Consider the following 25,812-nt stretch of genomic DNA (forward strand, 5'->3'; position numbering starts at 1 on the left):
CAACCGCCTCGGCAAAGAACAGCTTAGGTGCCCAGGGCCAAGACCACAGCCTTGGCACACAGCGTCATCAGGCCACCAGGCACGATGCCCAGCAACAGCACCAGCGCGCCGTTGACCGACAGCACCGCGCGTACGTCCAGCGGAGCCGACACGGTGGTGGCCGTAATGGGAGCATCAAAGTACATGACCTTGACCACACGCAGGTAGTAGAAGGCGCCGATCAGCGACATCACCACGGCAAACACGGCCAACACGATGTGGGCGGTAGAGCCCGAGGTGATCAAGGCTTGCAGCACCGACAGCTTGGCATAGAAGCCGACCATCGGAGGGATACCCGCCATGGAGAACAAGCAGATCGCCATGACTGCCGCGTACAGCGGGCTGCGTTCGTTCAAGCCAGCCAGGTCAGAGATTTCTTCGCTTTCAAAGCCTTCGCGGGCCAGCAGCAAAATCACACCGAAGCCTGCCAGCGTGGTCAACACATAGGTCACCACGTAGAACATGGCCGAGCTGTAGGCGTTTTCAATGCCAGCGACGCTGCCGTTGATGACGCCAGACAACAAGCCCAGCAATACAAAGCCCATTTGCGAAATGGTCGAGTACGCCAGCATGCGCTTCAGGTTGGTTTGCGCGATGGCGGCTAGGTTACCCAGGGCCAACGAACACACCGACAACACGACCAACATTTGCTGCCAGTCGATCGCCAGCGGCAACATGCCCTCGATCAACAAACGGAATGCGATGGCGAAAGCGGCCAACTTGGGCGCGCCGCCGATCATCAGCGTGATCGACGTGGGTGCACCTTGGTAAACGTCTGGGATCCACATGTGGAATGGCACCACGCCAAGCTTGAACGCCAGACCGGCCACCACGAACACCAAACCAAACACCAACACTTGGTGCTTCACTTGACCCGAAGCAATCGCCTTCACCACTTCACCGATGTTCAGGCTGCCGGTGGCGCCATACATCATCGACAACCCATAGAGCAAGAAGCCAGAAGCCATGGCGCCGAGCACGAAGTACTTCATGGCGGCTTCGGTGGCGGTGCCGTTGTCGCGGCGCAGAGCCACCAAGGCGTAGCTCGACAGCGTCAGCAGTTCCAGGCCCAGGTAGATCACCAGGAAGTGGTTGCCGGAAATCATCACAAACATGCCCAGCAGGGAGAACATGCTCAACGAGAAGATTTCACCGCCACGCAACATGTCGCGGTCAGCGGAATATGGACGGCCGTAGACCAGCGTCACCATCACAGCGACCGTGGCGAAACACTTGAGCCAGTTGCCCATGGCATCGCTCACCAGCATGCTGTTGAAGCCGTAAAGCGTCGTGCCGCTCATGGCACGATCGGCTTCCCACACCGCCACAACTGCCAAGGTCAGCATGGTCAGCACATAGGTCAGCGTACGGCGTGGGCTTTTCACACCCAGATCTACCAGCGTGATGACACAGGCCATCAGCAGCAAGAATATCTCGGGGTAAACCGTCACCAAACTGAGTTTGTCAATCATCTTATTCTCTCAATCCAACGGGTCAGTTCAATTCGGCAGTTTGGAAAGGGCCACGTGCTTCAGCAGGTCAGCCACCGAAGCGTCCATCACATCGGTGAACGGCTTGGGGTACAGACCCATGGCGAGCACGGCAATGGCCAGCAAAGCCAACATGAAGAACTCGCGTGCGTTGATGTCTTTCAATTCCTTCACATGGTCGTTGCCAACGGGCCCGAGGTACACACGCTTGAACATCCACAATGAATAAGCGGCACCGAAGATCAACGCCGTGGCAGCACCCAGGCCGATCCAGAAGTTGGCGCGCACAGCACCCAAAATCACCATCCATTCACCAATGAAACCGGCGGTGCCTGGCAAGCCGCTGTTGGCCATGGTGAACAACAAGGCAAAGGCCGCAAACTTGGGCATGGTGTTGACCACGCCACCGTAGTCGGCGATTTCACGCGAGTGCACGCGGTCGTACAACACACCAATCGACAAGAACATGGCGCCCGACACAAAGCCGTGGGCAATCATCTGCACCAGACCGCCGGACACGCCGAGGTCGTTGAAGATGAAGAAGCCCAGGGTCACAAAGCCCATGTGCGCCACCGACGAATAAGCCACCAGCTTCTTCATGTCTTGCTGCACCATCGCCACCAAACCGACGTAGACCACGGCGATCAGCGACAAGGCGATCATCAGCCAAGCCCATTCACGCGCGGCGTCAGGGGCGATGGGCATGGAGAAACGCAGGAAGCCGTAAGCACCCAGCTTCAGCATGATGGCCGCCAGCACAGCGGAACCACCGGTGGGCGCTTCCACGTGCACGTCTGGCAACCAGGTGTGCACTGGGAACATGGGCACCTTCACCGCAAAGGCGGCAAAGAAGGCAAAGAACAGCAGCGTTTGCGAGCGGCTATCCAGCGGCAGTTTGTGCCACGTGGCGATGTCAAAGCTACCGCCCGACTTGGTGTACAGGAAAATCAGCGCCACCAGCATCAGCAACGAGCCGAGCAAGGTGTAGAGGAAGAACTTGAACGCCGCGTAGATCTTGTTCGGGCCGCCCCAGATACCGATGATCAGGTACATCGGGATCAGCGTGGCTTCAAAGAACACGTAGAACAAAATGCCGTCGAGTGCAGCAAACACACCGATCATCAGGCCGCTCAAAATCAAGAACGCGCCCATGTATTGGTTGACGCGCTGGGTGATCACTTCCCAGCCGGCAATCACCACGATGACGTTGATGAAAGCGGTCAGCAGCACAAACCACATCGACAAACCATCCACACCCAGGTGGTAGTTGACGTTGAAGCGTGGAATCCAGCTTGCGTTTTCGACAAACTGCATCTCGGAAGTGCCGATGTGAAAACCGGTGTACAGCGGCAAGGTGACCAGCAAGCTGACCACGGCGCCGATGAGGGCGACCCAGCGCACCGCCTTGGCGTGTTCGTCACGCCCCAGCGCGAGCAGCACGACACCAAAAAAGATCGGCGTCCAAATTGAAAGGCTCAACAATCCCATTTTTCTTCTGCCTCTAGTTGTTGAACAACAAGAAATACGTCATCAGACCAAACACGCCGAGGATCATGACCAAAGCGTAGTGGTAGATGAAGCCGGTTTGGAACCAACGCACCACGCTGGAGACCGCTCCCACAACTTTCCATGAACCGTTAACCACCATGCCGTCGATCAGGAAACGGTCGCCAACTTTCCAGAACACTGTGCCCAGCGCACGCGCGCCACGGGCCAGAACGTTTTCGTTGAACCAGTCGAGGTAGTACTTGTTTTCCAACAAGGTGTAGATCGGGCTGAAGATGCGCTTGATGGCGGTAGGCAACGCGGGGTTGATCATGTACATGTAGTACGACGACACCACACCAGCGAGCGCCAGCCAGAACGGCAAGGTCGTGAAGCCGTGGATGGCCATGGTCGTGGCGCCATGGAAGATTTCCTTCAACTCTTCCATCGCATGGTGTTTTTCACCATTGATGAAAATCGCGTCGCGGAAGAAGTCGCCAAACAGCATGGGTTCAATGAAGATGAAACCGACGATGACAGACGGAATCGCCAGCAAGATCAGCGGCAGCGTAACCACCCATGGCGATTCATGCGGCTTGTGGGCATCGTGATGACCGTGGCCATGATCGTCATGGGCATGGTGGTCGTCATGATGATCGTCGTGGTGTGCATCCGGGTTCTGGTCAAAGCGCTCTTTGCCATGGAACACCAAGAAATACATGCGGAACGAATAGAACGCGGTGATGAACACACCAGCCATCACGGCAAAGTAGGCAAAGCCCGAACCTGCCAGATGCGTTTCGTGCACGGCTTCGATGATGCTGTCTTTAGAGTAGAAGCCCGCGAAGAACGGGGTACCGATCAAAGCCAACGAGCCAATCAACGAGGTGATCCAAGTGATAGGCATGTACTTGCGCATGCCGCCCATCCAACGGATGTCCTGGTTATGGTGTGCGCCCATGATCACCGAGCCAGCGCCCAGGAACAACAAGGCCTTGAAGAACGCGTGGGTCATCAAGTGGAACACCGCCACCGAGTAGGCCGATGCGCCCAGCGCCACGGTCATGTAACCCAGTTGCGACAGCGTGGAATACGCGACCACACGTTTAATGTCGTTCTGGATGATGCCCAGGAAGCCCATGAACAGCGCCGTGATGGCACCGATCACCATGATGAAGTTCAACGCCGTATCGCTCAGCTCGAACAGTGGCGACATACGTGCCACCATGAAGATACCGGCCGTCACCATGGTGGCGGCGTGGATCAGTGCGGAGATCGGTGTAGGACCTTCCATGGAGTCTGGCAGCCAGACGTGCAATGGGAACTGTGCCGACTTACCCATGGCGCCGATGAACAGGCAGATGCAGATCACGGTGACCAACATCCAGTCGGTACCTGGGAAGGTCATGCCGCCCAACTCGCCTGCCTTGGCAAAGGTTTCGGTGTAGTTCAGCGTACCACCGTAGGCAGCCAACAGGCCGATGCCCAGAATGAAGCCGAAGTCGCCCACACGGTTGACCAGGAAGGCCTTCATGTTGGCAAAGATGGCTGAAGGCTTGTTGAACCAGAAACCGATCAGCAGGTACGACACCAAGCCCACTGCTTCCCAGCCGAAGAACAATTGCAGCATGTTGTTGCTCATGACGAGCATCAACATTGAGAACGTGAACAGCGAGATGTACGAGAAGAAGCGGTTGTAGCCGTCGTCTTCTTGCATGTAGCCGATGGTGTAGATGTGCACCATGAGCGACACGAAGGTCACCACCACCATCATCATGGCGGTCAGGCCATCCACCAGGAAACCGACCTCCATCTTGAGGTTGCCGACCGTCATCCAGGTGTAGAGCGTTTCGTTGAAACGCGCACCGTCCACGGCCACGCTTTTCAGCGTCATCGCAGAGATCACGAAGGCAATGAAAACGCCCAGGATGGTGAGGCTGTGGCAAGCGCGTCGGCCAAATTTATTGCCGCCGAACTGCGTGCCCAAAATACCGGCCAGCAACGCGCCAGCCAGGGGCGCGAGCGGAACCGCCAACAATGTTGCTGCTGAGAGTGTTTGACTCATTTTTTTATTGTTGAACCGTCTGGCTCAACCCTTGAGCGAGTTGAGTTCGTCCACATTGATGCTGGACTTGTTACGGAAGAGGAGCACGAGAATCGCCAGGCCGATGGCCGATTCAGCGGCAGCCACCGTCAAGATGAAGAACACGAACACTTGGCCGTGCAAGTCACCCAGGTAGTGGGAGAAGGCCACAAAGTTCATGTTCACGGCCAACAGCATCAGTTCGATGGCCATCAGCAGCACGATCAGGTTCTTGCGGTTCAAGAAGATGCCAATGACCGACATGGCGAACAGCATCGCTCCCAGCGACAGATAGTGTCCAAGCGTCAAGGTCATGCTTTTTTCTCCTCGGTAGCAGGTGCGGCCGGTGCTGGCTCAGGTGGGGCAACGGGTGGCTTGGTGCTGACCACGTTGACCACGCTCAGGCGGTCTCGGGCACGCACACGCACCTGGTCGCTCACGCTGACAAACTTGGTGTCTTTGCGTTGACGCAGCGTCAAGGCGATGGCGGCAATCATGGCCACCAACAAGATCACAGCGGCGATTTCCAGTTGATACAGGTATTCGGTGTAGAGCAAGATGCCCAAAGCCTTGGTGTTTGGCACTTGCGCGGCCACAGCGGGTACGGTTTGCGGTGCATCGCGGAAGCCACCCAGCAACACGTAGGCCATTTCCAACGCGATGAGAACGCCGATACCGGCGGCCAGTGGGAAATGCCGCCAGAAGCCACGGCGCATGCTGTCCATGTCGATGTCCAGCATCATCACTACGAACAGGAACAGCACCATCACGGCGCCCAGGTACACCAGCACCAGGGTGATCGCCAGGAATTCGGCTTGCAGCAACAGCCACACGCCAGAAGCCTGCGAAAACGCCAACATCAGGTACAAAACAGCGTGTACCGGATTGCGGGCGGTAATGACTCGAAAGGCTGAGAACAACAGCACAGTCGAGAACAAGTAGAAGAAACCGGTCTTAACATCCATGGGGTGAATCTTTTTGCAAGTGGGCGCTCATCAGCGTTTGGTCAGCGGTATCAGCGGTACTTGGCATCTGCCGCTTTGGCAGCTGCAATTTCGGTTTCGTAGCGATCGCCAACGGCCAAGAGCATGTCTTTGGTGAAGTACAGGTCGCCACGTTTTTCACCGTGGTACTCGAAGATGTGCGTTTCCACGATGGAGTCCACCGGGCAGCTTTCTTCGCAGAAGCCGCAAAAGATGCACTTGGTCAAATCGATGTCGTAGCGCGTGGTGCGGCGCGAACCGTCGTCACGCACATCGGACTCGATGGTGATGGCCATGGCCGGGCACACCGCTTCGCACAACTTGCATGCGATGCAACGCTCTTCACCGTTTTCATAACGGCGCAGCGCGTGCAGGCCACGGAAACGCGGGGAGATAGGTGTCTTTTCCTCAGGGAACTGCACCGTCACCTTGCGTTTGAACATGTACTTGCCGGTCAGGGCCATGCCCTTGAACAACTCGGCGAGCATGAAACTGGAGACAAAATCTTTAACAGATGCTACTGCGGTCATCTCGAGCCCCACTTATTTCCAAATGTTGAAGGGGGTGTGCATCCACCCTCCAACCAAAACCAGCCAAACCAAGGTGACTGGAATGAAGATCTTCCAGCCCAGGCGCATGATCTGGTCGTAACGGAAACGTGGGAACGTGCCACGAATCCAAATGAACAACGACACCACAAAGAATGTCTTCAAACCAAGCCAGATCCAGCCGGGAATGAAGTCCAGGAAAGCCACAGGCGAAAGCCAGCCACCCAGGAACATCAGCGCCGCCAGAATCGACACCAGCCACATGCTGGCGTATTCGGCCAAGAAGAAGATGGCAAAGCCCATGCCCGAGTACTCGACCATGTGGCCGGCCACGATTTCAGCTTCGCCTTCGACCACGTCAAACGGGTGACGGTTGGTTTCGGCCACGCCGGAAATCACGTAGACCAGGAAGATCGGCAACAGCGGCAACCAGTTCCACGACAGGAAGCCCAGGCCCATGTCTGCGCCCATGCCACGACCTTGCACGGCCACGACGTCGCCCAGATTCAAGCTACCGGACACCATGACCACGATCACCAGGCAGAAGCCCATGGCGATTTCGTAGCTCACCATTTGTGCCGAAGCCCGCAGTGCGCCGAGGAAGGCGTACTTGGAGTTGGAAGCCCAACCGGCAATGATCACACCATAAACTTCGATCGAGGTGATCGCCATGATCAGCAGCAAAGCGGCGTTGACATTGGCCAACACGGTATCGGGGCCGAAAGGAATCGCCACCCAGGCAGCCAAGGCCGGCATGATGGCCATGATCGGGCCCAAACGGAACAGGCCCTTGCTGGCCGCCGTGGGGTTGATCATTTCCTTGGTCAGCAGCTTCAACGCATCAGCGATCGGCTGCAACAAGCCCAAGGGGCCCACGCGGTTGGGGCCGTGACGCACTTGAATCCAGCCCAGCAGCTTACGTTCCCACAGCGTGAGGTATGCCACGGCGCCCATCAAGGGTGCCAGCACCAGAATGATTTTCAGCAGGTTCCAGATCACAGGCCACGCGAGGGTGGCCCACCACGTCTGCCCTACCAGATGCAACCCGCCGTTGTAGATGGCGTCGATCATGCAACGGTCTCCTCTTGCTGTACTTCAACCAAACCGCTGATCCCAACACCACGTCCGTCTGCCGTCAATTGCAGTGATGCGGCGCGGCGCACGATACCGTCGAGTTGGTAAATGCTGGCCACGGCTGGCGTGCCAGCGGCAGGTGCGGTGTCGATGGTGACGTTGCCCACGCTGTTGGACAACACATCGGCCGAGACCTTGCCGGTATCGGCTTGCGCCAGACCGAGCTTCGACACGATTTCTTGCGATGACTCGTATTCAAAACCAGGCAAGCCGAGCAAGTTGCCCAAGACGCGCAGCACCTTCCAGCCTGGACGGGTTTCGCCCAGTGGCTTGACCACGGCGTGGAAACTTTGCACGTGCCCTTCGGCATTCACAAACGTACCCGAGGTTTCGGTGAACGGCGCGATCGGCAGCAACACGTCGCTGATGTCCAGGTTGGCCTTGAACGGACTGAGCGTGACAACCATTTGCGCTTTGTTCAAGCCAGCCAAAGCGGCTGGACCGTTGGCAGCGTCGAACTGCGGCTCGGTGTTGAGCAACACGGCGGCCTTCAAGCCACCGGCCAGCATTTGGCCGGCATTTTGACCATTCGCACCAGGAACAGCACCGACCAATTGCGCGCCAACCGTATTGGCGGCTTCTGTCAGGTAACCCACCGTCGCGCCGCACTGGCCTGCAATCCAGGTCGCCAGAGCCAGCAGGCTCGAGGCCTTGACGTGGTGCGCGGCACCGTTGCCCAGCAAAATGGCTTTGCGCTCGCCGGACAATAAGCCCTTGGCAATGCGGGTAGCCGCTTCGTCAGCGTTGCCTGCCACAGGAGGCGTTGCGCCGGTTTCGGTACCGATGGCGGCAGCGATGCCAGCCAACAGACCCACCCAGTTGGCCGCAGGAGCGACCATTTCGTTGGCGATGTTCATGGCCCAATCGCTCTTGCGATCGTTCAGTACTTGCACACGCGCGCCCTTGCGGGTGGCTTGGCGAATGCGTTGGGCAAACAGCGGATGGTCTTTGCGCAGGTTCGAACCCACGACCAGCACTTGCTGCAAGGTCGACAACGAAGCAATCGTGGTGCCCAGCCATTGGGCCTTGCCCGTGGTGGCGGCGAACTCAGCGTTACGCAGGCGGTAGTCGATGTTTTCGCTACCCAGACCGCGCACCAGCTTGCCGGCCAAAGCAAGTTCTTCGAGCGTGCTGTGGGGGCTGGCCAATAAGCCAAGGCTTGCTGCGCCGTGGTCGGCAGAAATTTGACGCAGGCCAGTAGCTACGTATTCGAGGGCGGTTTGCCAGTCGACGGTCTTCCACTCACCGCCCTGCTTCAGCATCGGCTGGGTTAGGCGTTGGTCGCTGTTCAGCGCTTCGTAGGAGAAACGATCGCGGTCGGCAATCCAGCATTCGTTGATGGCGTCGTTCTCGAACGGCACCACACGCATGACCTTGTTGTTCTTCACTTGAACAATCAGGTTCGCGCCAGTGGAATCGTGCGGGCTGACCGACTTGCGGCGGCCCAGTTCCCAGGTACGGGCACTGTAGCGGAAAGGCTTGCTGGTCAGCGCGCCCACAGGGCAGATGTCGATCATGTTGCCCGACAGTTCGGAGTCCACGGTGTCATTCAACACGGTGGTGATTTCCGAATGTTCGCCGCGGTGGATCATGCCCAGCTCCATCACGCCGGCCACTTCCTGGCCAAAGCGGACGCAACGTGTGCAGTGAATGCAACGGCTCATTTCTTCCATGGAGATCAGCGGGCCGACGTCCTTATGGAAAACAACCCGTTTCTCTTCTTGATATCGCGAAGTCGAGCCGCCATATCCAACTGCCAAGTCTTGCAATTGGCATTCGCCACCCTGGTCGCAAATCGGGCAATCCAGTGGGTGGTTGATCAGCAGGAATTCCATCACCGACTGCTGCGCCTTGATCGCCTTGGGCGTCTTGGTGCGCACAATCATGCCTTGCGTCACGGGCGTGGCGCATGCGGGCATAGGCTTTGGCGCTTTTTCCACATCAACCAAACACATGCGGCAGTTGGCCGCAATGCTCAATTTCTTGTGGTAACAAAAGTGGGGAATGTAGGTGCCCGCTTTTTCGGCTGCATGCATCACCATGCTGCCTTCGGTAATTTCTACCTTCTGACCATCGAGTTCTATTTCAACCATATTTTTTCCCGCACTCAGACCGGTTCAGCCAACGGACGCGCGCTTTTAGAGATCATTGCCTCAAACTCAGGGCGGAAGTGCTTGATCATGGCGCGCACGGGCATGGCCGCGGCGTCGCCAAGAGCGCAAATCGTGCGACCCTGAATGTTGTCGGCCACGGAGTTCAGCAAGTCCAAATCAGTTGGACGCCCTTCTCCGCGATGAATACGATCCACCAAGCGCCAGAGCCAGCCCGTGCCTTCGCGGCAAGGCGTGCACTGACCACACGACTCGTGCATGTAGAAGTAAGACAGACGCTTCAGGCTCTCGACCATGCAACGGCTGTCGTCCATGACGATCACCGCGCCGGAGCCCAGCATCGAGCCGGCCTTGGCGATAGAGTCGTAGTCCATGGTGCATTCCATCATGATGGACGCTGGCAACACGGGCGAAGACGATCCGCCAGGGATCACAGCCTTCAGCGTACGGCCCTTGCGCACACCACCGGCAAGCTCCAACAGCTTGGAGAACGGCGTGCCCATCGGCACTTCGTAATTGCCAGGCAATTCGACGTCGCCAGAAACCGAGTAAATCTTGGTGCCGCCGTTGTTGGGCTTGCCACACTCCAGGTACGCCGCGCCACCATTGCGAATGATCCACGGCACAGCCGCGAAGGTTTCGGTGTTGTTGATGGTGGTGGGTTTGCCGTAAAGGCCAAAGCTGGCCGGAAACGGTGGCTTGAAGCGCGGTTGGCCCTTCTTGCCTTCCAGCGATTCGAGCAACGCCGTTTCTTCACCGCAGATGTAGGCGCCAAAACCATGGGCCGCATGCAGTTGGAAATTGAAGCTGCTGCCGAGAATGCCGTCGCCCAGATAGCCCGCTGCGCGCGCTTCTTCCAGCGCTTCTTCAAACCGCTGGTAGCTCTGGAAAATTTCGCCGTGAATGTAGTTGTAGCCCAGGCTAATGCCCATGGCGTAGGCGGCAATGATCATGCCTTCAATCACGATGTGCGGATTGAATTGCAGAATGTCGCGGTCTTTGCAGGTACCGGGTTCGCCTTCGTCTGAGTTACAGACTAAATGCTTTTGACCAGGAAATTGGCGGGGCATGAAGCTCCACTTCAAACCCGTGGGAAAACCTGCACCACCACGGCCACGCAGGCCGGATTCTTTAACCGTGCCGATCACCTGGTCTTGGGTCAAGCCGGCTTCATTGCCAGCCACGCCGTCTTTGCCCAGGATCTTGCGCAGCGCTTGATAGCCGCCACGCGATTCGTAGTCTTTCAGGCGCCAGTTGCTGCCGTTCAGGCCCGCGTAAATTTGCGGGTTGATGTGGCGGTCGTGAAAACACGTTTGCACACCCGTGGCCTGGAATTGGGCCAATACTTGTTGCGAGTTCATGCTTGCCCTTCCGAATGGTTGGCACCGGCTTCAGCGGCACGCAGGCCATCAACCAGTTGGTCCAGCTTTTCGTTGGACATGAAGCTGCACATCGTCAGGTCGTTGACCAACATCACCGGAGAGTCAGCACAGGCGCCCAGACACTCGGACTGCTGCAACGTGAACAGGCCATCTGGCGTCGTGCCGCCCATTTCGATGTGGAGCTTGTGCTCCAGATGCTTCAAGGCTTTGGCACCGTCGCGCAGCAAACAAGGCAGGTTGGTGCAGACGTTCAACTTGTACTTGCCAACAGGGTGCTGGTTGTACATGTTGTAGAACGTGGTGACTTCGTGCACGGCAATCTGTGGCATGCCGAGGTAGTCGGCGATCTGGCGCTCGATATCGACGCTCACATAACCGTGCTGCTTTTGCGCAATGGTCAGGCACGCCATCACAGCAGACTGCTTCTGCTCTGCAGGGTACTTGGCCACTTCTTTGGCAAACAACGCCAGCACGTCAGCCGACAGGGTGACGGCCGCTTCAGAATGTTGTGGGCTACTCATCGATCAATTTCTCCGAACACGATGTCCAGCGTGCCAATAATGGCAACCGCGTCCGCAATCATGTGGCCGCGCGACATTTCGTCCAATGCGGAAAGGTGCACAAAGCCTGGCGGACGAATCTTCAGGCGGTAAGGCTTGTTGGCGCCGTCGCTGATCAAGTAAATACCGAACTCGCCCTTCGGGTGTTCCACCGCCGCATAGGCTTCGCCTTCTGGCACGTGGAAGCCTTCGGTGAAGAGCTTGAAGTGGTGGATCAACTCTTCCATGTTGGACTTCATGGATTCACGCGATGGCGAGGCCACCTTGTGGTTGTCCGTGATGACCGGGCCGGGGTTGACGCGCAACCAGTCCACACACTGCTTGATGATGTGGTTGGACTGCTTCAGCTCTTCCATGCGGACGAGGTAGCGGTCATAGCAATCACCGGTTTTGCCAACAGGGATGTCGAATTCAACTTTGTCGTACGCGTCGTACGGCTGCTTCTTGCGCAAGTCCCAAGCCACGCCCGAGCCACGCAGCATCGGGCCGGTCAGGCCCAGGTTCAACGCACGATCCGGGTCCATGACGCCGATGCCAACCGTACGCTGTTTCCAGATGCGGTTCTCGGTCAGCAGCGTGTGGTATTCCTCAAGGTACGTGGGGAAGCGCTTGGTGAAATCGTCAATGAAATCCAGCAGGCTGCCCTGGCGGTTTTCATTCATGGCAGCCAAGGCCTTGGCATTCTTGATCTTGCTGACCTTGTACTGCGGCATGGTGTCCGGCAGGTCGCGGTACACGCCACCTGGACGGAAGTAAGCCGCGTGCATACGCGCGCCCGACACCGCTTCGTAGATGTCGAACAGGTCTTCACGTTCGCGGAATGCGTAAATCAGAATCGTCGAGCTACCGCAATCGTTGCCGTGCGAGCCGAGCCACATCAGGTGGTTCAACATGCGCGTGATTTCAGCGAACATCACGCGGATGTATTGCGCACGAATCGGCACTTCCAATTCGAGCAACTTCTCAATTGCCAGGCAGTAGGCGTGCTCGTTGGACATCATGGACACATAGTCCAAGCGATCCATGTACGGCAGCGACTGGATGAAGGTCTTGCTCTCGGCCAGCTTTTCAGTGGCGCGGTGCAACAAGCCGATGTGCGGGTCAGCACGCTGGACGACTTCGCCGTCCAGCTCAAGCACCAAACGCAGCACGCCGTGTGCTGCAGGGTGTTGAGGACCGAAATTGAGGGTGTAGTTTTTGATCTCTGCCATGATTTCTTACATTGCGCCCACGGGGCTCAATGCAGGCCTCCTCCGTACTTGTCTTCGCGAATGATCCGCGGCGTGATTTCACGTGGCTCGATGGAAACCGGCTCGTACACCACGCGCTGACGCTCGGCGTCGTAGCGCATTTCCACATGGCCAGACAAAGGGAAGTCTTTACGGAATGGATGGCCCACGAAACCGTAGTCCGTGAGAATGCGGCGTAAGTCGTTGTGCCCGTCAAACACGATGCCGTACAAGTCAAACGCTTCGCGCTCGAACCAGTTGGCCGACGCCCACAGCGTGGACACCGAAGCCACCAGTGGCAAATCGTCATCAGGGCAGAACACTTTGACGCGCACGCGCTGGTTCAAGCTCACCGACAGCAAGTGCGAGACCACGCAGAAACGCGCACCTTCCCACACCGCGTCCATGTAGGTCGAATAGTCGACACCACACAAATCGATCAACTGCTCAAAACGGCAGCCGGGTGCATCGCGCAAGGTTTGCATGACGCCGGCATAGTTGGCCGCGTCAACCACAACAGTCACTTCACCCAGGGCGACCACGATACGCTTGGCTTTTTCGCCCAGCGTGGTGGCAATGACTTCTTTCAGAGAATCCGGATGGATGGCTACATCAGACATGCGTTCTCCTAGTCCCGCGCAATGGTGTTGGTGCGGCGAATCTTCTGCTGCAACTGGATGATGCCGTAAAGCAAGGCTTCTGCGGTGGGCGGGCAGCCTGGCACGTACACATCAACCGGCACAATGCGGTCGCAACCGCGCACGACGGAGTAACTGTAGTGGTAGTAGCCGCCACCATTGGCGCACGAACCCATGGACAACACCCAACGCGGCTCCGACATCTGGTCGTAAACCTTGCGCAGAGCGGGCGCCATCTTGTTGCACAAGGTGCCGGCCACGATCATCAGATCGGACTGACGCGGGCTTGCACGAAACACTTCGGAGCCGAAGCGACCGATGTCATAACGGGCAGCCGCCACATGCATCATCTCGACTGCGCAGCAGGCCAACCCGAAGGTCATGGGCCACAACGAGCCGGTTTTGGCCCAGTTCACAACCGAGTCGTAACTCGTCGTGACGAAGCCTTCTTTCAATACACCTTCAATCATTGCTTCACTCCCAATCGAGGGCGCCTTTTTTCCACATGTAGACAAATCCGAATGTGAGCACCGCCACAAACTCCAGACCGAACAGGTAGCCGATCAAGCCAATTTCCTTGAAGGCAGCAGCCCAAGGAATCAGAAATGCGGTTTCCAGATCGAACAGGATGAAAAGAATGGCGATGAGGTAGTAGCGCACATCGAATTTCATGCGCGCGTCTTCGAAAGCTTCGAAGCCACACTCGTAAGGGGAATTTTTAGCGCTATCGGGGCGGTTTGGCCCGAGGATGTAGCCAAGTACCTGGGGCGCAATCCCTACGCCGATACCGACCAGGATGAACAAAAGGACAGGGAGGTACTGGTCAAGGTTCATCGAGAGGCTCTACTTCTGAAGCTCCCTCGACCACAAAGCCGAGGGAGCTTTTTTGTTGGTGCCGTCGGCGAGACTCGAACTCGCACAGCTTTCGCCACTACCCCCTCAAGATAGCGTGTCTACCAATTTCACCACGACGGCGGTTTTTCTATACGGATGGCATGAGGAACCTTGCGGTTATTGGCTTTCCGTACAGCTTTAGAGTTTACCCTGAAACCACTCCAAAACCCTTTGGAGCGGCAATTTCGCACAGATTATTTTGCCGGAATCTGGTCGACGCCAGAAGCAGGAACGGCAGGCGCTACGGCGGCAGGAGCACCGGACGCGGTACCCGCTGGAATGCCAGCGGCTTCAGGCGCGACCACGTTGGCGCGCTCCAGAACACTGCCAGCGCTGGTGGGACGATGGTTGCCAAAGTAGGCCAAAGCCAAGGTGCAAACAAAGAAAACAGCAGCCAAAACACCCGTGGTACGCGACAGGAAGTTCGCACTGCCGCTGGCGCCAAACAGGCTGCCAGAACTGCCACTGCCGAAGGCCGCACCCATGTCGGCGCCCTTGCCGTGCTGAACCAGGATCAGACCGATCATGCCCAGCGCCGCCAGAATTTGCACGACCAGAATCAAATTGACAAACATACTCATCTCAACACTCCAATTATCAAAATCTGCGCCGCTGCTTATTGCGCCGCATCCACAATCTTCAGGAAATCAACAGCCTTAAGCGCCGCTCCACCAATCAAGCCACCGTCAATATCCGGCTGCGCCAGCAAAACCGCCGCATTCGCCGCGTTCATGCTGCCGCCATAGAGAATACGAATCCGGTCAGCATGCTCCGTCGCCAAACGCAGTTGGGCGCGCAATGCAGCATGCACCTCTTGCGCCTGCTCAGGCGTGGCCGTTTTCCCAGTGCCAATCGCCCAGCGCGGCTCGTAAGCCACCACGATCTCACTGATGCAATGCCCATTGGCATGCACCACCGCAGCCAATTGACGCTTCACCACCGCTTCCGTCTGGCCGGCTTCGCGCTCTTCGAGCGACTCACCCACACAAACGATCGGGCAGATGCCTGCTTTCAACGCAGCCTGCGCCTTGGCCGCAATCGACTCGTCGGTTTCACCATGGTATTGGCGCCGCTCGGAGTGGCCAATGATGGCGTAACGCACACCAAATTCTTTCAGCATCTGCGCCGAGGCCTCGCCCGTGTAGGCGCCCGCTTCATGCGCAGAAACGTCTTGCGCACCCACACCCACAGAAGAGCCAGCCACCAAGGCCGACACCTGCTGCAGATACGGCGCAGGCACGCACACCGCCACGTCAGCCGCAGTACCCGGCTTCGCCGCAAGAATCTCAGCAATGAGCTTCTCGTTGGCCGCCAGGCTGCCGTTCATCTTCCAGTTACCAGCAATGAGTTTTTTCTTCACTTGTCAGTCACCACGTCAGTACGATTTTGCCCACATGCACATTCGATTCCATCAGCGCATGCGCTTGCACGGCACCGTTGGCCTGGCCGTCCGCCGCCTTCACCGCCAATGCGCGATAAACCACCGACTTCACCTGCCCTGCTTCAAGCAAAGGCCAAACCTTCTGCCGCAAAGCCCGCGCAATGGCGCCCTTGAAAGCCACCGAGCGCGGCCGCAAGGTCGAGCCCGTCACCGTCAGACGCTTGCGCAGCACCAGACCAGCATTGATTTCACTCTGCGTGCCACCCTGCACAGCGATGATGACCAAACGGCCATCTTCAGCCAAGCAACGGATGTTGCGCTCCACATAAGCTCCCGCCACCATGTCCAGAATGACGTTGACACCCCGCCCTTCGGTCAGGCGCTTCACCTCTTCGACAAAGTCGGTCGACTTGTAGTTGACGGCGTGATCCGCCCCCAAAGCTACACATGCGGCACACTTTTCGTCGTTTCCAGCAGTGACGATCACCTTGGAGCCCAGCGCCTTGGCCAACTGGATCGCCGTCACGCCAATACCGCTAGAGCCACCGTGCACCAGCAAGGTCTCGCCCGGCTGCAGTGCAACACGGTCAAACACATTGCTCCACACGGTGAAAAACGTCTCAGGCAAGGCCGCCGCTTCCAGCGACGACAAACCCTTGGGCACTGGTAAACACTGCGCCACCGGGGCCACGCAATATTCGGCATAACCGCCGCCCGCCACCAAGGCACACACGCGGTCGCCAATGGCGAAGCCGTGTTCGGCCAACGCAGCCGCGTCGCCGGACTCGATCACGCCCGCGATTTCCAAACCAGGAATGTCGCTGGCACCTGGCGGCACGGGATAGTGGCCGGTGCGCTGCAGAACGTCGGGGCGATTCACACCGCTGGCTTCTACCCGCACCAGCAATTCCCCAGCCGCGGGCACAGGCACCGGGCGGTCGACCACGCGAAGCACTTCGGGCGCTCCGGGAGAACTGATTTCGATGGCTTTCATAGCGTCTGCAAACGTTCGAGGGGGCCTGGAGCCCGAAGACTCCAGGCCCCGCCGGAACTTAGTGCTTAGGCTTGGCCTTCAGGCGCTTGCGCCGGAGCCGAGCGGTCTTGCAAAACCTTCATGGACAACTTGATGCGGCCCTTTTCGTCGGTTTCCATGACCTTGACCTTGATGATCTGGCCTTCGCTCAAGTAGTCAGTGACCTTCTCGACGCGCTCGTGGGCGATTTGGCTGATGTGCAGCAAACCGTCTTTGCCGGGCATCAGGTTGACCAATGCGCCGAAGTCCAGAATCTTCGTCACAGGGCCTTCGTAGACCTTGCCGATTTCAACTTCAGCCGTGATCTGCTCGATGCGGCGCTTGGCTTCTTCAGCCTTGGCTGGGTCGCTCGAAGCAATGGTGATGGTGCCATCTTCTTCGATGTTGATCTGCGTGCCGGTTTCTTCGGTCAGCGCACGGATCACAGCACCGCCCTTGCCGATCACGTCGCGGATCTTCTCGGGGTTGATCTTCATCGTGAACAGGCGTGGCGCGAAGCTCGACACTTCGGTCTTGGCTTCGGACATGGCCGATTGCATGGCGCCCAGGATGTGCATGCGTGCTTCCTTGGCTTGTGCCAATGCGACTTGCATGATTTCCTTGGTGATACCTTGGATCTTGATGTCCATTTGCAGCGCGGTCACGCCGTTGGTGGTACCGGCCACCTTGAAGTCCATGTCGCCCAGGTGATCTTCGTCACCCAAGATGTCGGTCAGCACGGCAAAGCGGTTGCCGTCTTTGATCAGACCCATGGCGATACCAGCCACGTGCGCCTTCATGGGCACGCCTGCGTCCATCAAGCTCAGGCAGCCACCGCACACCGAGGCCATCGACGAAGAGCCGTTGGATTCAGTGATTTCGCTGACCACACGCATGGTGTAGGGAAATTCTTCCTTGGTTGGCAACACGGCCACCAGCGCGCGCTTGGCCAAACGACCGTGGCCGATTTCGCGGCGCTTAGGCGTACCCACGCGACCAGTTTCGCCGGTGGCGAAAGGAGGCATGTTGTAGTGCAGCATGAAGCGGTCTTCGTATTCGCCAGCCAATGCGTCGATACGTTGTGCGTCGCGCTCGGTGCCCAGGGTGGTGACCACCAGAGCTTGCGTTTCGCCACGCGTGAACAGCGCCGAACCGTGGGTACGGGGCAGCACGCTGTTGCGGATTTCGATAGGACGCACGGTACGCGTGTCACGGCCATCGATACGCGGCTCGCCGGCCAAGATTTGGCTACGGACGATACGCGCTTCGATGTCGAACAACAGGCCTTCGACCTTCACGGCGTCGAATGCTTCGCCGCTTTCTTTCAGGGCAGCAAACACTTCAGCGTAGGCCGCGCGGCAAGCTTGCGTACGGGCTTGCTTGTTGCGGTTTTGGTAAGCGGTGCGCAGTTTGGCTTCGGCCAGGCCTTCAACCTTGGCAACCAAGGCTTCGTCCTTGGCAGGTGCTTGCCAATCCCACACGGGCTTGCCAGCGTCACGCACCAGTTCGTGGATGGCGTTGATGGCGATACGGCTTTGTTCGTGGCCATACACCACGCCGCCGAGCATAATTTCTTCGCTCAATTGCATGGCTTCGGATTCGACCATCAGCACGGCGGCTTCGGTGCCGGCGACCACCAGGTCGAGGCTGGAATCTTTACGGGCGGTTTGGCCTGGGTTCAGGATGTATTCGCCGTTGACGTAACCCACGCGGGCGGCGCCGATCGGGCCAGCAAACGGCACGCCGCTGACGGACAAGGCGGCGCTCACAGCGATCAGGGAGGCAATGTCGGCATCAACTTCAGGGTTCAGCGACACGGTGTGCACCACCACGTGCACTTCGTTGAAGAAGCCTTCAGGAAACAGCGGGCGAATCGGACGGTCGATCAGGCGGCTGGTCAGCGTTTCGAATTCGCTTGGGCGGCCTTCGCGCTTGAAGAAGCTGCCGGGGATCTTGCCGGCGGCATAGCTCTTTTCCAGATAGTCAACGGTCAACGGGAAGAAATCTTGACCGGCCTTGCCTTCGGTCTTGGCAACCACCGTGGCCAGCACCACAGTGCCGTCCATGTCCAGCAGCACAGCGCCGCTGGATTGGCGGGCGATTTCGCCGGTTTCCATGGTGACCTTGTGTTGGCCCCATTGGAAGGTCTTTGTCACTTTTTTGAACATCGTCATATTGAATTCCTTGGATGGCGGGCCGCCGTGGCGGCGGCCTCAGTATTCACAGCCCTTCCCGGGCCGCAGGGGCCAGAGTCATGAAAGCCTACGATGCCATTCCAAAAATCGTCAGGGTGGACCACTTTTGGAATGACACAGCGCGTATGCCGTCAGCGTCTCTGGATTCGAAAAAGTAAAAAGCGCCTGAGCTAGGCATCTAACTCAGGCGCTTTTGATTCGGTTAGCCGCTTATTTGCGCAACCCGAGCTTAGCGATCAGCGCGGTGTAGCGGTCGTGGTCCTTGGCGTTCAGGTAGTCCAACAGCTTACGACGACGGCTCACCATGCGCAGCAGGCCGCGACGACCGTGGTGGTCTTTGGCGTGCGTCTTGAAGTGAGGGGTCAGTTCGTTGATGCGTGCGGTCAGCAGAGCGACTTGCACTTCTGGGCTACCGGTGTCGGTGGCGCTACGAGCATTGGCCTTGACAACTTCGGCCTTGATAGAGGATGCGATCATTTCTATATCCGTTGATTAATGGGCCCCAAACAATGGGAATCCCAGGTTTTTTACTTGCGCCAGCAGCTGGAAATGCCACTGACGTGCGCTCCGCAAGACGCGGAACCGAACGATTATAGCCGACCCGGCCGCCAGCCGGACATATTGCCCGATTCGAGTGCCGGGGCGTACATGCCAAACGCTGACCAGCGCGGGCCAAAATGTCAGATTTGCTTGGCGCTGAAGGTGTCGCAAGCCTTGACGCTGCCCGTCTCGTAACCCGTGCCAAACCAGTGCTGACGCTGCGCACTCGTGCCATGGGTGAAACTATCGGGCACCACGGCTCGGCCTGCAGAGCGCTGCAAGGCATCGTCGCCAATCTTGGCTGCAGCGTTCATGGCCGACTCGATATCGCCGCTTTCAATCAGTTGCCGCTGCGCTTGCGCGTGGTTGGCCCACACCCCGGCAAAACAGTCGGCCTGCAACTCCAGTCGCACGCTCAGGGCGTTGTACTGGGTTTGGCTCACCCGGCTGCGCATCTGGTCCATCTTCGCACTGATGCCCATGAGGTTCTGCACGTGATGGCCCACTTCATGAGCGATGACATAGGCCTGGGCGAACTCGCCGGGCGCGCCCAAGCGGTCACGCAGCGTTTGGAAGAAGCTCAGATCGATGTAAATCTTTTGGTCGCCGGGGCAATAAAACGGTCCCATCGCCGCCTGGCCTGTGCCGCACGCCGTGGCCGTTACTCCGGGGAACAAAACCAGCTTCGGATCTTGGTATCGCCCCCCTGCCTTGGCAAAAATGTCGGCCCAGACGTCTTCCGTGTCCGCCAACACAGTGGACACGAACTTGGCCATGTGGTCGTTCGCCGGCGGCGCATGCGCCGGGCCCTGCTGCTGAACCTGTGCCGGCTGCCCGCCGCTGAGCAAGCCCAGAATCGTCAGCGGGTTCACGCCCAGCACCCAACCGCCCACCAAAGCGATCACGATGGTGCCCACGCCGATGCTGCGCCCGCCGATGAAGCCGCCACCCCCACCGCCCCCGTCGCCGCGTCGGTCTTCGACGTTGTCCGACTCGCGATTGCCTTCCCATTTCATTTGCTTCTCCTATCACAGGTCCCTGCCTGTATGCAATGGCGAAATGGTACTCGGTCTGGTACACGTTGCACGACGAGGGCTTGTCAAAACGCGGGGGCCGCTGGCACAGTAGATGGAACCGGGACTACCCGAAATGACGGAAATCGCCCCATGATGCTCAGCCCCCCGGACAAACCCACGGTGCTGGTAGTCGACGACACGGCCGACAACCTCACGCTCATGGCCGCGCTGTTGAAAGACACCTACCGCGTCAAAGTGGCCAACAACGGTGAGAAAGCACTCTCCATCATCGCCTCGGGCGCGGCGCCGGACCTCGTGCTGCTCGACATCATGATGCCGGAGGTGGACGGCTACGAAGTCTGCCGCCGCCTGAAAGCCAACCCTGCCACGCGCGACATTCCTGTGATCTTTCTCACCGCCAAAAGCGACGAAGCCGCCGAGGCACAAGGCTTCTCTCTCAACGCGGTGGACTACATCACCAAGCCCATCAGCCCGCCGATTCTGCTGGCCCGCGTGCGCAACCACATTGCGCTGAACGTGCGCACGAAGATGCTGCAGTCGTTGTCGGTCAAGCTGTCGCGCTACTTGTCGCCGCAGGTCTACAAGTCGATTTTTGAAGGCACACAAGACGTGTCGATCCAGGCGGTGCGCAAAAAACTCACCATCTTCTTCTCGGACATCAAAGATTTCACCAAGACCTCGGAGCACATGCAGCCCGAGGACATGACCTACCTGCTCAACAGCTACTTCTCCGAGATGTCGAAGATCGCGCTGGAGTTTGGCGCCACCATCGACAAGTTCATTGGCGATGCCATCGTCATCTTCTTTGGCGACCCACAATCGCGCGGCGTGCAAGATGATGCGCTGCAGTGTGTGCGCATGGCTGTGGCCATGCAGCGCCGCATGGTGCACCTGCGCAGCCTGTGGCACGACAAGGGTTACCGCCAGCCGTTTCATGTGCGCGTGGGCATCAACACCGGCTACTGCCACGTGGGCAACTTCGGCAGTGAAGAGCGCATGGACTACACCGTGATCGGCAGCGAGGTCAACCTGGCCGCGCGGCTGGAACAAAACGGCGAGCCCGACGGCGTGATCCTGTCCTACGAAACCTACGCCCTGGTGAAACACGAGTTCGACGCAGAAGAACGCCCCGCACTGCAAGCCAAAGGTGTTTCACGCGAGATCCGTTGCTTCGCGCTGCGCAACATCCAAACCGTAGAAGAACCTGCCCCCGGTCTGCACCACCGTTACCCCGGCTTGCGCCTGGCGCTGGAGCCTGAGAAGCTCAGCCCTGAAACCCGCCTGCGGGCGATTGACGACCTGCAAAAAGCGATTGAGGCGCTACAGGCCAAGCCTTGATCAGCGCAGCATCGTCGACATGGCCGACAGGCTGTTGAGCGTGCGCACCACGTCCTGCACATTGTCTTTGGTGAAGCGCACCGTCACGCCGTCCACACGCTCCAAGCCAGGCAGGATGGCAAACAGATCGGCCAAGCCAGCGGTTTGCGTTTGCAATCGGCATTCAAACGGCGCCTGGCGCTGCGGCGGCTTGGCAAAGTTTCCGGCCGTGATCACTTCACGCGCCGCCGTTTCAATCGCTGCACACGCCACAGACGGCGACAGCGACACACCGCTCGCATGCCCGTGCGCCGTCTTGGTGACCACAAACCGCGCGTGCGGATACTGCGGCTGCGTCTCGGCGGCAAACACGTCGTCGCCACTGGCCAGCAACACCGGCACGCCCAGCTCTTCGGCCAGCGCGCCGTAAAGCCCGGCCTCGCCCTGCTCTGCACCATTGAGCCAGATGCGCGCAAACGCAAAACTGTTGATGGTGTGCGCCAGCACGCCACGGGTTTGGGCACGCGAGTGGTAGCCGATCATGAACACACCTTGGCATGGCCCATCGGACGTGTCTTCCAGGCCGCCCATCATGCCTAGCACGCGCGGTTTGCCCAGCACAGCGCGGGCGCGCGGATCGAGTTCATCGGGCAGCAGGTTGCGAAAGCCACCGTGTGAATCGTTGACCAGCACATGTGTGGCCCCACCATCGAACGCGCCACGGATGGCGGCGTTGGCCTCGGCCGTCATCAGGCGGCGTGCACGTTCGTATTCAGTGTTGCCGGCACGTGTCTGCTCGGGGTTGAACACGCCGGCCACGCCTTCAATGTCTACAGAAATCAGGATCTTCATATTGTTTTTTCTTTAGGCTGCGGACTGCATCAGTGCAGACCAATCAGGTGCCAATTCGGTCAAGGCGATGCGCTTGTGACCATCGCGGCCGGTCACGCTCTCTGCGGCAAACAAGGCGTTGACGATGGCTTGTTCTGTCGCCTGCGCTGCCGCTTCAAACAGCGGGTCGAGCATGGTTTCGTGCAGCAGCGCGACCGACTGCAAGCGACCCACTTTCTGCGGCACGGTGTAGGCGGTGGAAAACGCCAGTGCAATGTCGCCACTGCCATGACCGTAGTCAGAGCCCGTGCGCGCCAAGCCCGCCCCGGCGCGTGTGGCGATGCGGCGCAGTTGTCGGGCGTCCAGCGGTGCGTCGGTGGCCAGCAGCATGATGATGGAGCCGCGTTCGGGCACGGCGGTTTGCTCGGCCAGACGCTGCACCAGCGCCGGGCCGATGCGGCGGCCTGCCAAAGTCAACGTGGCGGGCCGGCCAAAGTTCGCCAGCACCAACACGCCCACGGTATAAGTGGCAACGGGCGTACGGGCCAAACGCGAGGCCGAACCCATGCCGCCCTTCAAGCCAAAACACGTCATGCCACGCCCGGCCCCCACCGCGCCTTGGGCAAATTCTTTTTGGGTATTCACCAGCGCCTGCGCCACATGTGACTCGGTCACCGCAAAGACCTGCAGGTCATTCAAATACCCGTCGTTGCACTCCAACACCAGCGGGTTCAAGGTGGGCAGTTGGCGGCCCAGCTCGGGCTGATCCACCATGGCCGCGCGGATCAAACCCGTGGCCACCGTGCCCACTGCAAACGTGTTGGTCAGCGCAATCGGCGACTCCAGCACGCCCAGCTCCTGCACCTGCACCAGGCCAATACTTTTGCCAAAGCCGTTGATCACGGCCGCACCGGCTGGCACCTTCTGCATGAAGCAGTCGCCCCCGTGCGGGCGCACGATGGTCACCCCCGTTTGCACCGGGCCGTCGGCCAGCGTGTGATGGCCCACCGTGACCCCTGGCACATCGGTGATGGTGTTCAGCGGCCCGGCGGGCAGGTCGCCAATGTGCGGTGGCACGGTCACGTTATTTCTGCTCCAGCTTGGGGTCGAGCGCGTCGCGCAAGCCGTCACCCAGCAGGTTGAAGGCCAGCACGGTCAAGAAAATCGCCAAGCTGGGGAAGATCGCCATGTGCGGCGACGACATCATGTCGGCACGCGCTTCGTTCAGCATGGCGCCCCACTCCGGCGTGGGCGGCTGCGCACCCAAGCCCAGGAAAGACAAGCTCGCAGCGGTGATGATCGACGTGCCGATGCGCATGGTGAAGTACACCACCACCGAAGAGATGGTGCCGGGGAAAATGTGCCGCGTGATGATGGTCCAATCGGACGCACCAATCGAGCGCACGGCTTCGATGTAGGTCAGGTGCTTCAGCGACAAGGTGTTGCCGCGCACCAGGCGTGCAAACGCGGGAATACTGAACACCGCCACAGCAAAGATCACATTGATCATGCCGTTGCCCAAAATCGCCACGATGCCAATCGCCAGCAAGATGCCGGGGAAGGCAAACAACACGTCCGAGATACGCATGACGATGCGGTCCCACCAACCTTCGTAGTAGCCCGCCAGCAGCCCCAGCGCGGTGCCGATGACGGCGCCCACAGCCACCGAAATAAAACCCGCTGCCAGCGAGATGCGCGCGCCCATCAGGATGCGGCTGAAGATGTCGCGGCCCAATGAGTCCACGCCAAACCAGTGGACGGCGGTGGGTGGGCTGTTCAGTGCGTCGTAGTCGAAGAAGTTCTCGGCATCGAACGGCACGATCCACGGCGCCAGCACCGCCACGACCACCAGCAACAACACAAACACGCCAGCCACCACGGCCACATGTTGGTCTTTGAATTTGCGCCAGAACTCGCTCCACGGCGTGCGCACACGTTCACCGGCCACCACGGCGACCGGCACAACAGGCGAAGAAGGGGTTTGCAGAGGCAGCGACATTATTTGTAGCGAATGGTCGGGTTGATGACGGCGTACAACACGTCGACCACCAGGTTAATCAAAATGAACTCAAGCGAGAACAACAACACCTCGGCTTGGATCACCGGGAAGTCGCGCATCTCCACCGAGTCCACCAGCAAGCGGCCCATGCCCGGCCAGTTGAAAACTTTCTCGACCACGATGGAGCCGCCCAGCAAAAAGCCGAACTGCAAGCCCATCATCGTGACCACCGGAATCAGCGCATTGCGCAGGCTGTGCTTGGTGACCACCCAGAACTCGTTAAGCCCCTTGGCGCGTGCGGTGCGCACGTAGTCTTCTTTCAAGATGTCGATGAACGACGAGCGTGTGAAGCGCGCCATCACGGCGGCCACCCCCGCACCCAAGGTGAGCGACGGCAGGATGTAGTGTTTCCAGGTGTCGGCCCCCACGGTGGGCAGCCAGCCCAGGTGCACAGAAAACGTTTGCATCAGCAGCATGCCCAAGGCAAACGACGGAAAAGAAATGCCGGTGATGGCCAGCGTCATGCCCAGCCGATCCGGCCAGCGGTTGCGCCACACGGCCGACACCGTGCCAATGATGAGCCCCAACAGCACCGACCAGCCCATGGCCGCCACAGTGAGCCAGAAGGTCGGCATGAAGCGCTCAGCGATCTCCACCGACACCGGGCGCTTGCTGCGCAACGAGTGGCCGAAGTCACCCTGCACGGCGTTGCTGATGAAGCGCCAGAACTGCTCGTGCAAGGGCAAATCCAGCCCCAAATCTTTGCGGATGATGGCCACGGTTTCGGCATCAGCCTCCGGCCCCGCCGCCAGCCGCGCCGGGTCGCCGGGCAGCAAGTGCACGAACAGAAACACCAGCGCCGCCACAATCAGCAAGGTGGGCAGCAGGCCCAGAAGGCGCTTGAGAATGTAGTTGAGCATGGGT

25 protein-coding genes and 1 tRNA gene are annotated in these 25,812 nt (G+C 59.0%); 1 reads left to right on the forward strand and 25 read right to left on the reverse strand.

All coding sequences use genetic code 11. The features are described 5' to 3' along the window. Positions 1-23: 23 nt before the first annotated feature. The 21 genes from nuoN to ypfJ form a co-directional block, all read right to left on the reverse strand. A complete protein-coding gene (nuoN, locus tag ACPWMG_RS18830; protein ID WP_483301017.1) occupies positions 24-1,511 on the reverse strand; it encodes an NADH-quinone oxidoreductase subunit NuoN in 1,488 nt (495 codons plus the stop codon). A gap of 27 nt (positions 1,512-1,538) precedes the next feature. Next, a complete protein-coding gene (locus tag ACPWMG_RS18835) occupies positions 1,539-3,017 on the reverse strand; it encodes an NADH-quinone oxidoreductase subunit M (protein ID WP_483301018.1) in 1,479 nt (492 codons plus the stop codon). 13 nt (positions 3,018-3,030) lie between these two features. Further along, on the reverse strand, positions 3,031-5,079 hold the full coding sequence (gene nuoL / locus ACPWMG_RS18840) for an NADH-quinone oxidoreductase subunit L (protein WP_483301019.1): 2,049 nt from the start codon (positions 5,077-5,079) through the stop codon (positions 3,031-3,033). Between the two features lie 24 nt (positions 5,080-5,103). Beyond that, positions 5,104-5,412, reverse strand: a complete 309-nt coding sequence (gene nuoK / locus ACPWMG_RS18845) for an NADH-quinone oxidoreductase subunit NuoK (RefSeq protein ID WP_483301020.1) — start codon at positions 5,410-5,412, stop codon at positions 5,104-5,106. Next, entirely contained in the window at positions 5,409-6,062 is a 654-nt protein-coding gene (locus ACPWMG_RS18850; RefSeq protein ID WP_483301021.1) for an NADH-quinone oxidoreductase subunit J, read from the reverse strand. Before ACPWMG_RS18850 ends, nuoK begins: the two co-directional genes overlap by 4 nt. 50 nt (positions 6,063-6,112) lie before the next feature. Continuing rightward, positions 6,113-6,610: an NADH-quinone oxidoreductase subunit NuoI gene (gene nuoI / locus ACPWMG_RS18855; protein ID WP_422829036.1), complete on the reverse strand. Its 498-nt coding sequence runs from the start codon at positions 6,608-6,610 to the stop codon at positions 6,113-6,115. A 12-nt stretch (positions 6,611-6,622) separates the two neighbouring features. Next, a complete protein-coding gene (gene nuoH, locus ACPWMG_RS18860; RefSeq protein WP_483301022.1) occupies positions 6,623-7,699 on the reverse strand; it encodes an NADH-quinone oxidoreductase subunit NuoH in 1,077 nt (358 codons plus the stop codon). After that, entirely contained in the window at positions 7,696-9,855 is a 2,160-nt protein-coding gene (gene nuoG / locus ACPWMG_RS18865; protein WP_483301023.1) for an NADH-quinone oxidoreductase subunit NuoG, read from the reverse strand. Before nuoG ends, nuoH begins: the two co-directional genes overlap by 4 nt. 14 nt (positions 9,856-9,869) lie before the next feature. After that, positions 9,870-11,234: an NADH-quinone oxidoreductase subunit NuoF gene (gene nuoF, locus ACPWMG_RS18870; RefSeq protein WP_483301024.1), complete on the reverse strand. Its 1,365-nt coding sequence runs from the start codon at positions 11,232-11,234 to the stop codon at positions 9,870-9,872. Further along, positions 11,231-11,776 carry an NADH-quinone oxidoreductase subunit NuoE gene (gene nuoE / locus ACPWMG_RS18875; RefSeq protein ID WP_483301025.1) on the reverse strand — a complete coding sequence of 182 codons (546 nt, stop codon included), beginning with the start codon at positions 11,774-11,776 and terminating at the stop codon, positions 11,231-11,233. The genes nuoF and nuoE overlap by 4 nt, the downstream gene beginning before the upstream one ends. Then, positions 11,773-13,026, reverse strand: coding sequence for an NADH-quinone oxidoreductase subunit D (locus ACPWMG_RS18880; RefSeq protein ID WP_483301026.1), 1,254 nt, complete (start codon positions 13,024-13,026; stop codon positions 11,773-11,775). Before ACPWMG_RS18880 ends, nuoE begins: the two co-directional genes overlap by 4 nt. Before the next feature lie 26 nt (positions 13,027-13,052). Then, entirely contained in the window at positions 13,053-13,664 is a 612-nt protein-coding gene (locus tag ACPWMG_RS18885; RefSeq protein ID WP_483301027.1) for an NADH-quinone oxidoreductase subunit C, read from the reverse strand. 8 nt (positions 13,665-13,672) lie between these two features. Continuing rightward, complete coding sequence (locus ACPWMG_RS18890) at positions 13,673-14,152, reverse strand: NuoB/complex I 20 kDa subunit family protein (RefSeq protein ID WP_422829029.1); 480 nt, start codon at positions 14,150-14,152, stop codon at positions 13,673-13,675. A gap of 4 nt (positions 14,153-14,156) precedes the next feature. Continuing rightward, positions 14,157-14,516, reverse strand: a complete 360-nt coding sequence (locus ACPWMG_RS18895; protein WP_483301028.1) for an NADH-quinone oxidoreductase subunit A — start codon at positions 14,514-14,516, stop codon at positions 14,157-14,159. A 56-nt stretch (positions 14,517-14,572) separates the two neighbouring features. After that, positions 14,573-14,657: transfer RNA gene (locus tag ACPWMG_RS18900), tRNA-Leu, on the reverse strand. Positions 14,658-14,770: 113 nt separating this feature from the next. Then, positions 14,771-15,157, reverse strand: coding sequence for a preprotein translocase subunit SecG (gene secG, locus ACPWMG_RS18905; protein WP_483301029.1), 387 nt, complete (start codon positions 15,155-15,157; stop codon positions 14,771-14,773). A 35-nt stretch (positions 15,158-15,192) separates the two neighbouring features. Next, positions 15,193-15,903: a triose-phosphate isomerase gene (gene tpiA, locus ACPWMG_RS18910; protein WP_483305287.1), complete on the reverse strand. Its 711-nt coding sequence runs from the start codon at positions 15,901-15,903 to the stop codon at positions 15,193-15,195. 40 nt (positions 15,904-15,943) lie between these two features. Next, complete coding sequence (locus ACPWMG_RS18915; protein ID WP_483301030.1) at positions 15,944-16,951, reverse strand: NAD(P)H-quinone oxidoreductase; 1,008 nt, start codon at positions 16,949-16,951, stop codon at positions 15,944-15,946. A 65-nt stretch (positions 16,952-17,016) separates the two neighbouring features. Then, the gene (pnp, locus tag ACPWMG_RS18920) at positions 17,017-19,143 is read right to left on the reverse strand and encodes a polyribonucleotide nucleotidyltransferase (protein ID WP_483301031.1); all 2,127 of its coding nucleotides are present in this window, start codon (positions 19,141-19,143) and stop codon (positions 17,017-17,019) included. Between the two features lie 231 nt (positions 19,144-19,374). Next, positions 19,375-19,641 (reverse strand): 30S ribosomal protein S15, encoded by a 267-nt coding sequence (rpsO, locus tag ACPWMG_RS18925; protein WP_116604506.1) that lies wholly within the window; start codon positions 19,639-19,641, stop codon positions 19,375-19,377. Positions 19,642-19,844: 203 nt separating this feature from the next. Then, complete coding sequence (ypfJ, locus tag ACPWMG_RS18930) at positions 19,845-20,720, reverse strand: KPN_02809 family neutral zinc metallopeptidase (RefSeq protein WP_483301032.1); 876 nt, start codon at positions 20,718-20,720, stop codon at positions 19,845-19,847. Positions 20,721-20,870: 150 nt separating this feature from the next. Here ypfJ and ACPWMG_RS18935 point away from each other — a divergent pair, with 150 nt between their 5' ends. Continuing rightward, complete coding sequence (locus ACPWMG_RS18935; RefSeq protein WP_483301033.1) at positions 20,871-22,079, forward strand: adenylate/guanylate cyclase domain-containing protein; 1,209 nt, start codon at positions 20,871-20,873, stop codon at positions 22,077-22,079. Here ACPWMG_RS18935 and ACPWMG_RS18940 read toward each other — a convergent pair whose 3' ends face one another. The 4 genes from ACPWMG_RS18940 to gsiC are packed head-to-tail and all read right to left on the reverse strand — an operon-like array spanning position 22,080 to position 25,808. Beyond that, positions 22,080-22,910, reverse strand: a complete 831-nt coding sequence (locus ACPWMG_RS18940; protein WP_483301034.1) for a M55 family metallopeptidase — start codon at positions 22,908-22,910, stop codon at positions 22,080-22,082. Positions 22,911-22,922: 12 nt separating this feature from the next. Beyond that, positions 22,923-23,972 (reverse strand): DmpA family aminopeptidase, encoded by a 1,050-nt coding sequence (locus tag ACPWMG_RS18945; RefSeq protein WP_483301035.1) that lies wholly within the window; start codon positions 23,970-23,972, stop codon positions 22,923-22,925. A gap of 1 nt (position 23,973) precedes the next feature. After that, entirely contained in the window at positions 23,974-24,888 is a 915-nt protein-coding gene (gene gsiD, locus ACPWMG_RS18950; protein ID WP_483301036.1) for a glutathione ABC transporter permease GsiD, read from the reverse strand. Then, on the reverse strand, positions 24,888-25,808 hold the full coding sequence (gsiC, locus tag ACPWMG_RS18955; protein ID WP_483301037.1) for a glutathione ABC transporter permease GsiC: 921 nt from the start codon (positions 25,806-25,808) through the stop codon (positions 24,888-24,890). Before gsiC ends, gsiD begins: the two co-directional genes overlap by 1 nt. Positions 25,809-25,812 lie beyond the last annotated feature (4 nt).

It is taken from the genome of Hydrophilobacter chitinilyticus, from assembly GCF_049860745.1.
GTDB lineage: Bacteria > Pseudomonadota > Gammaproteobacteria > Burkholderiales > Burkholderiaceae_C > Rhodoferax_B.

Excerpts from the sequence above, each read along its gene's own strand:
- ypfJ (WP_483301032.1), bottom strand. The coding sequence starts at position 20,720 with ATGAAATGGGAAGGCAATCGCGAGTCGGACAACGTCGAAGACCGACGC.
- nuoN (WP_483301017.1), bottom strand. The coding sequence starts at position 1,511 with ATGATTGACAAACTCAGTTTGGTGACGGTTTACCCCGAGATATTCTTG.
- nuoH (WP_483301022.1), bottom strand. The coding sequence starts at position 7,699 with ATGATCGACGCCATCTACAACGGCGGGTTGCATCTGGTAGGGCAGACG.
- ACPWMG_RS18915 (WP_483301030.1), bottom strand. The coding sequence starts at position 16,951 with ATGAAAGCCATCGAAATCAGTTCTCCCGGAGCGCCCGAAGTGCTTCGC.
- ACPWMG_RS18935 (WP_483301033.1), top strand. The coding sequence starts at position 20,871 with ATGATGCTCAGCCCCCCGGACAAACCCACGGTGCTGGTAGTCGACGAC.
- nuoL (WP_483301019.1), bottom strand. The coding sequence starts at position 5,079 with ATGAGTCAAACACTCTCAGCAGCAACATTGTTGGCGGTTCCGCTCGCG.
- gsiC (WP_483301037.1), bottom strand. The coding sequence starts at position 25,808 with ATGCTCAACTACATTCTCAAGCGCCTTCTGGGCCTGCTGCCCACCTTG.
- ACPWMG_RS18895 (WP_483301028.1), bottom strand. The coding sequence starts at position 14,516 with ATGAACCTTGACCAGTACCTCCCTGTCCTTTTGTTCATCCTGGTCGGT.
- secG (WP_483301029.1), bottom strand. The coding sequence starts at position 15,157 with ATGAGTATGTTTGTCAATTTGATTCTGGTCGTGCAAATTCTGGCGGCG.
- ACPWMG_RS18850 (WP_483301021.1), bottom strand. The coding sequence starts at position 6,062 with ATGGATGTTAAGACCGGTTTCTTCTACTTGTTCTCGACTGTGCTGTTG.
- gsiD (WP_483301036.1), bottom strand. The coding sequence starts at position 24,888 with ATGTCGCTGCCTCTGCAAACCCCTTCTTCGCCTGTTGTGCCGGTCGCC.
- nuoG (WP_483301023.1), bottom strand. The coding sequence starts at position 9,855 with ATGGTTGAAATAGAACTCGATGGTCAGAAGGTAGAAATTACCGAAGGC.
- ACPWMG_RS18885 (WP_483301027.1), bottom strand. The coding sequence starts at position 13,664 with ATGTCTGATGTAGCCATCCATCCGGATTCTCTGAAAGAAGTCATTGCC.
- ACPWMG_RS18940 (WP_483301034.1), bottom strand. The coding sequence starts at position 22,910 with ATGAAGATCCTGATTTCTGTAGACATTGAAGGCGTGGCCGGCGTGTTC.
- pnp (WP_483301031.1), bottom strand. The coding sequence starts at position 19,143 with ATGACGATGTTCAAAAAAGTGACAAAGACCTTCCAATGGGGCCAACAC.
- nuoI (WP_422829036.1), bottom strand. The coding sequence starts at position 6,610 with ATGACCGCAGTAGCATCTGTTAAAGATTTTGTCTCCAGTTTCATGCTC.
- nuoF (WP_483301024.1), bottom strand. The coding sequence starts at position 11,234 with ATGAACTCGCAACAAGTATTGGCCCAATTCCAGGCCACGGGTGTGCAA.
- nuoE (WP_483301025.1), bottom strand. The coding sequence starts at position 11,776 with ATGAGTAGCCCACAACATTCTGAAGCGGCCGTCACCCTGTCGGCTGAC.
- tpiA (WP_483305287.1), bottom strand. The coding sequence starts at position 15,903 with ATGAACGGCAGCCTGGCGGCCAACGAGAAGCTCATTGCTGAGATTCTT.
- rpsO (WP_116604506.1), bottom strand. The coding sequence starts at position 19,641 with ATGATCGCATCCTCTATCAAGGCCGAAGTTGTCAAGGCCAATGCTCGT.
- ACPWMG_RS18890 (WP_422829029.1), bottom strand. The coding sequence starts at position 14,152 with ATGATTGAAGGTGTATTGAAAGAAGGCTTCGTCACGACGAGTTACGAC.
- ACPWMG_RS18880 (WP_483301026.1), bottom strand. The coding sequence starts at position 13,026 with ATGGCAGAGATCAAAAACTACACCCTCAATTTCGGTCCTCAACACCCT.
- nuoK (WP_483301020.1), bottom strand. The coding sequence starts at position 5,412 with ATGACCTTGACGCTTGGACACTATCTGTCGCTGGGAGCGATGCTGTTC.
- ACPWMG_RS18835 (WP_483301018.1), bottom strand. The coding sequence starts at position 3,017 with ATGGGATTGTTGAGCCTTTCAATTTGGACGCCGATCTTTTTTGGTGTC.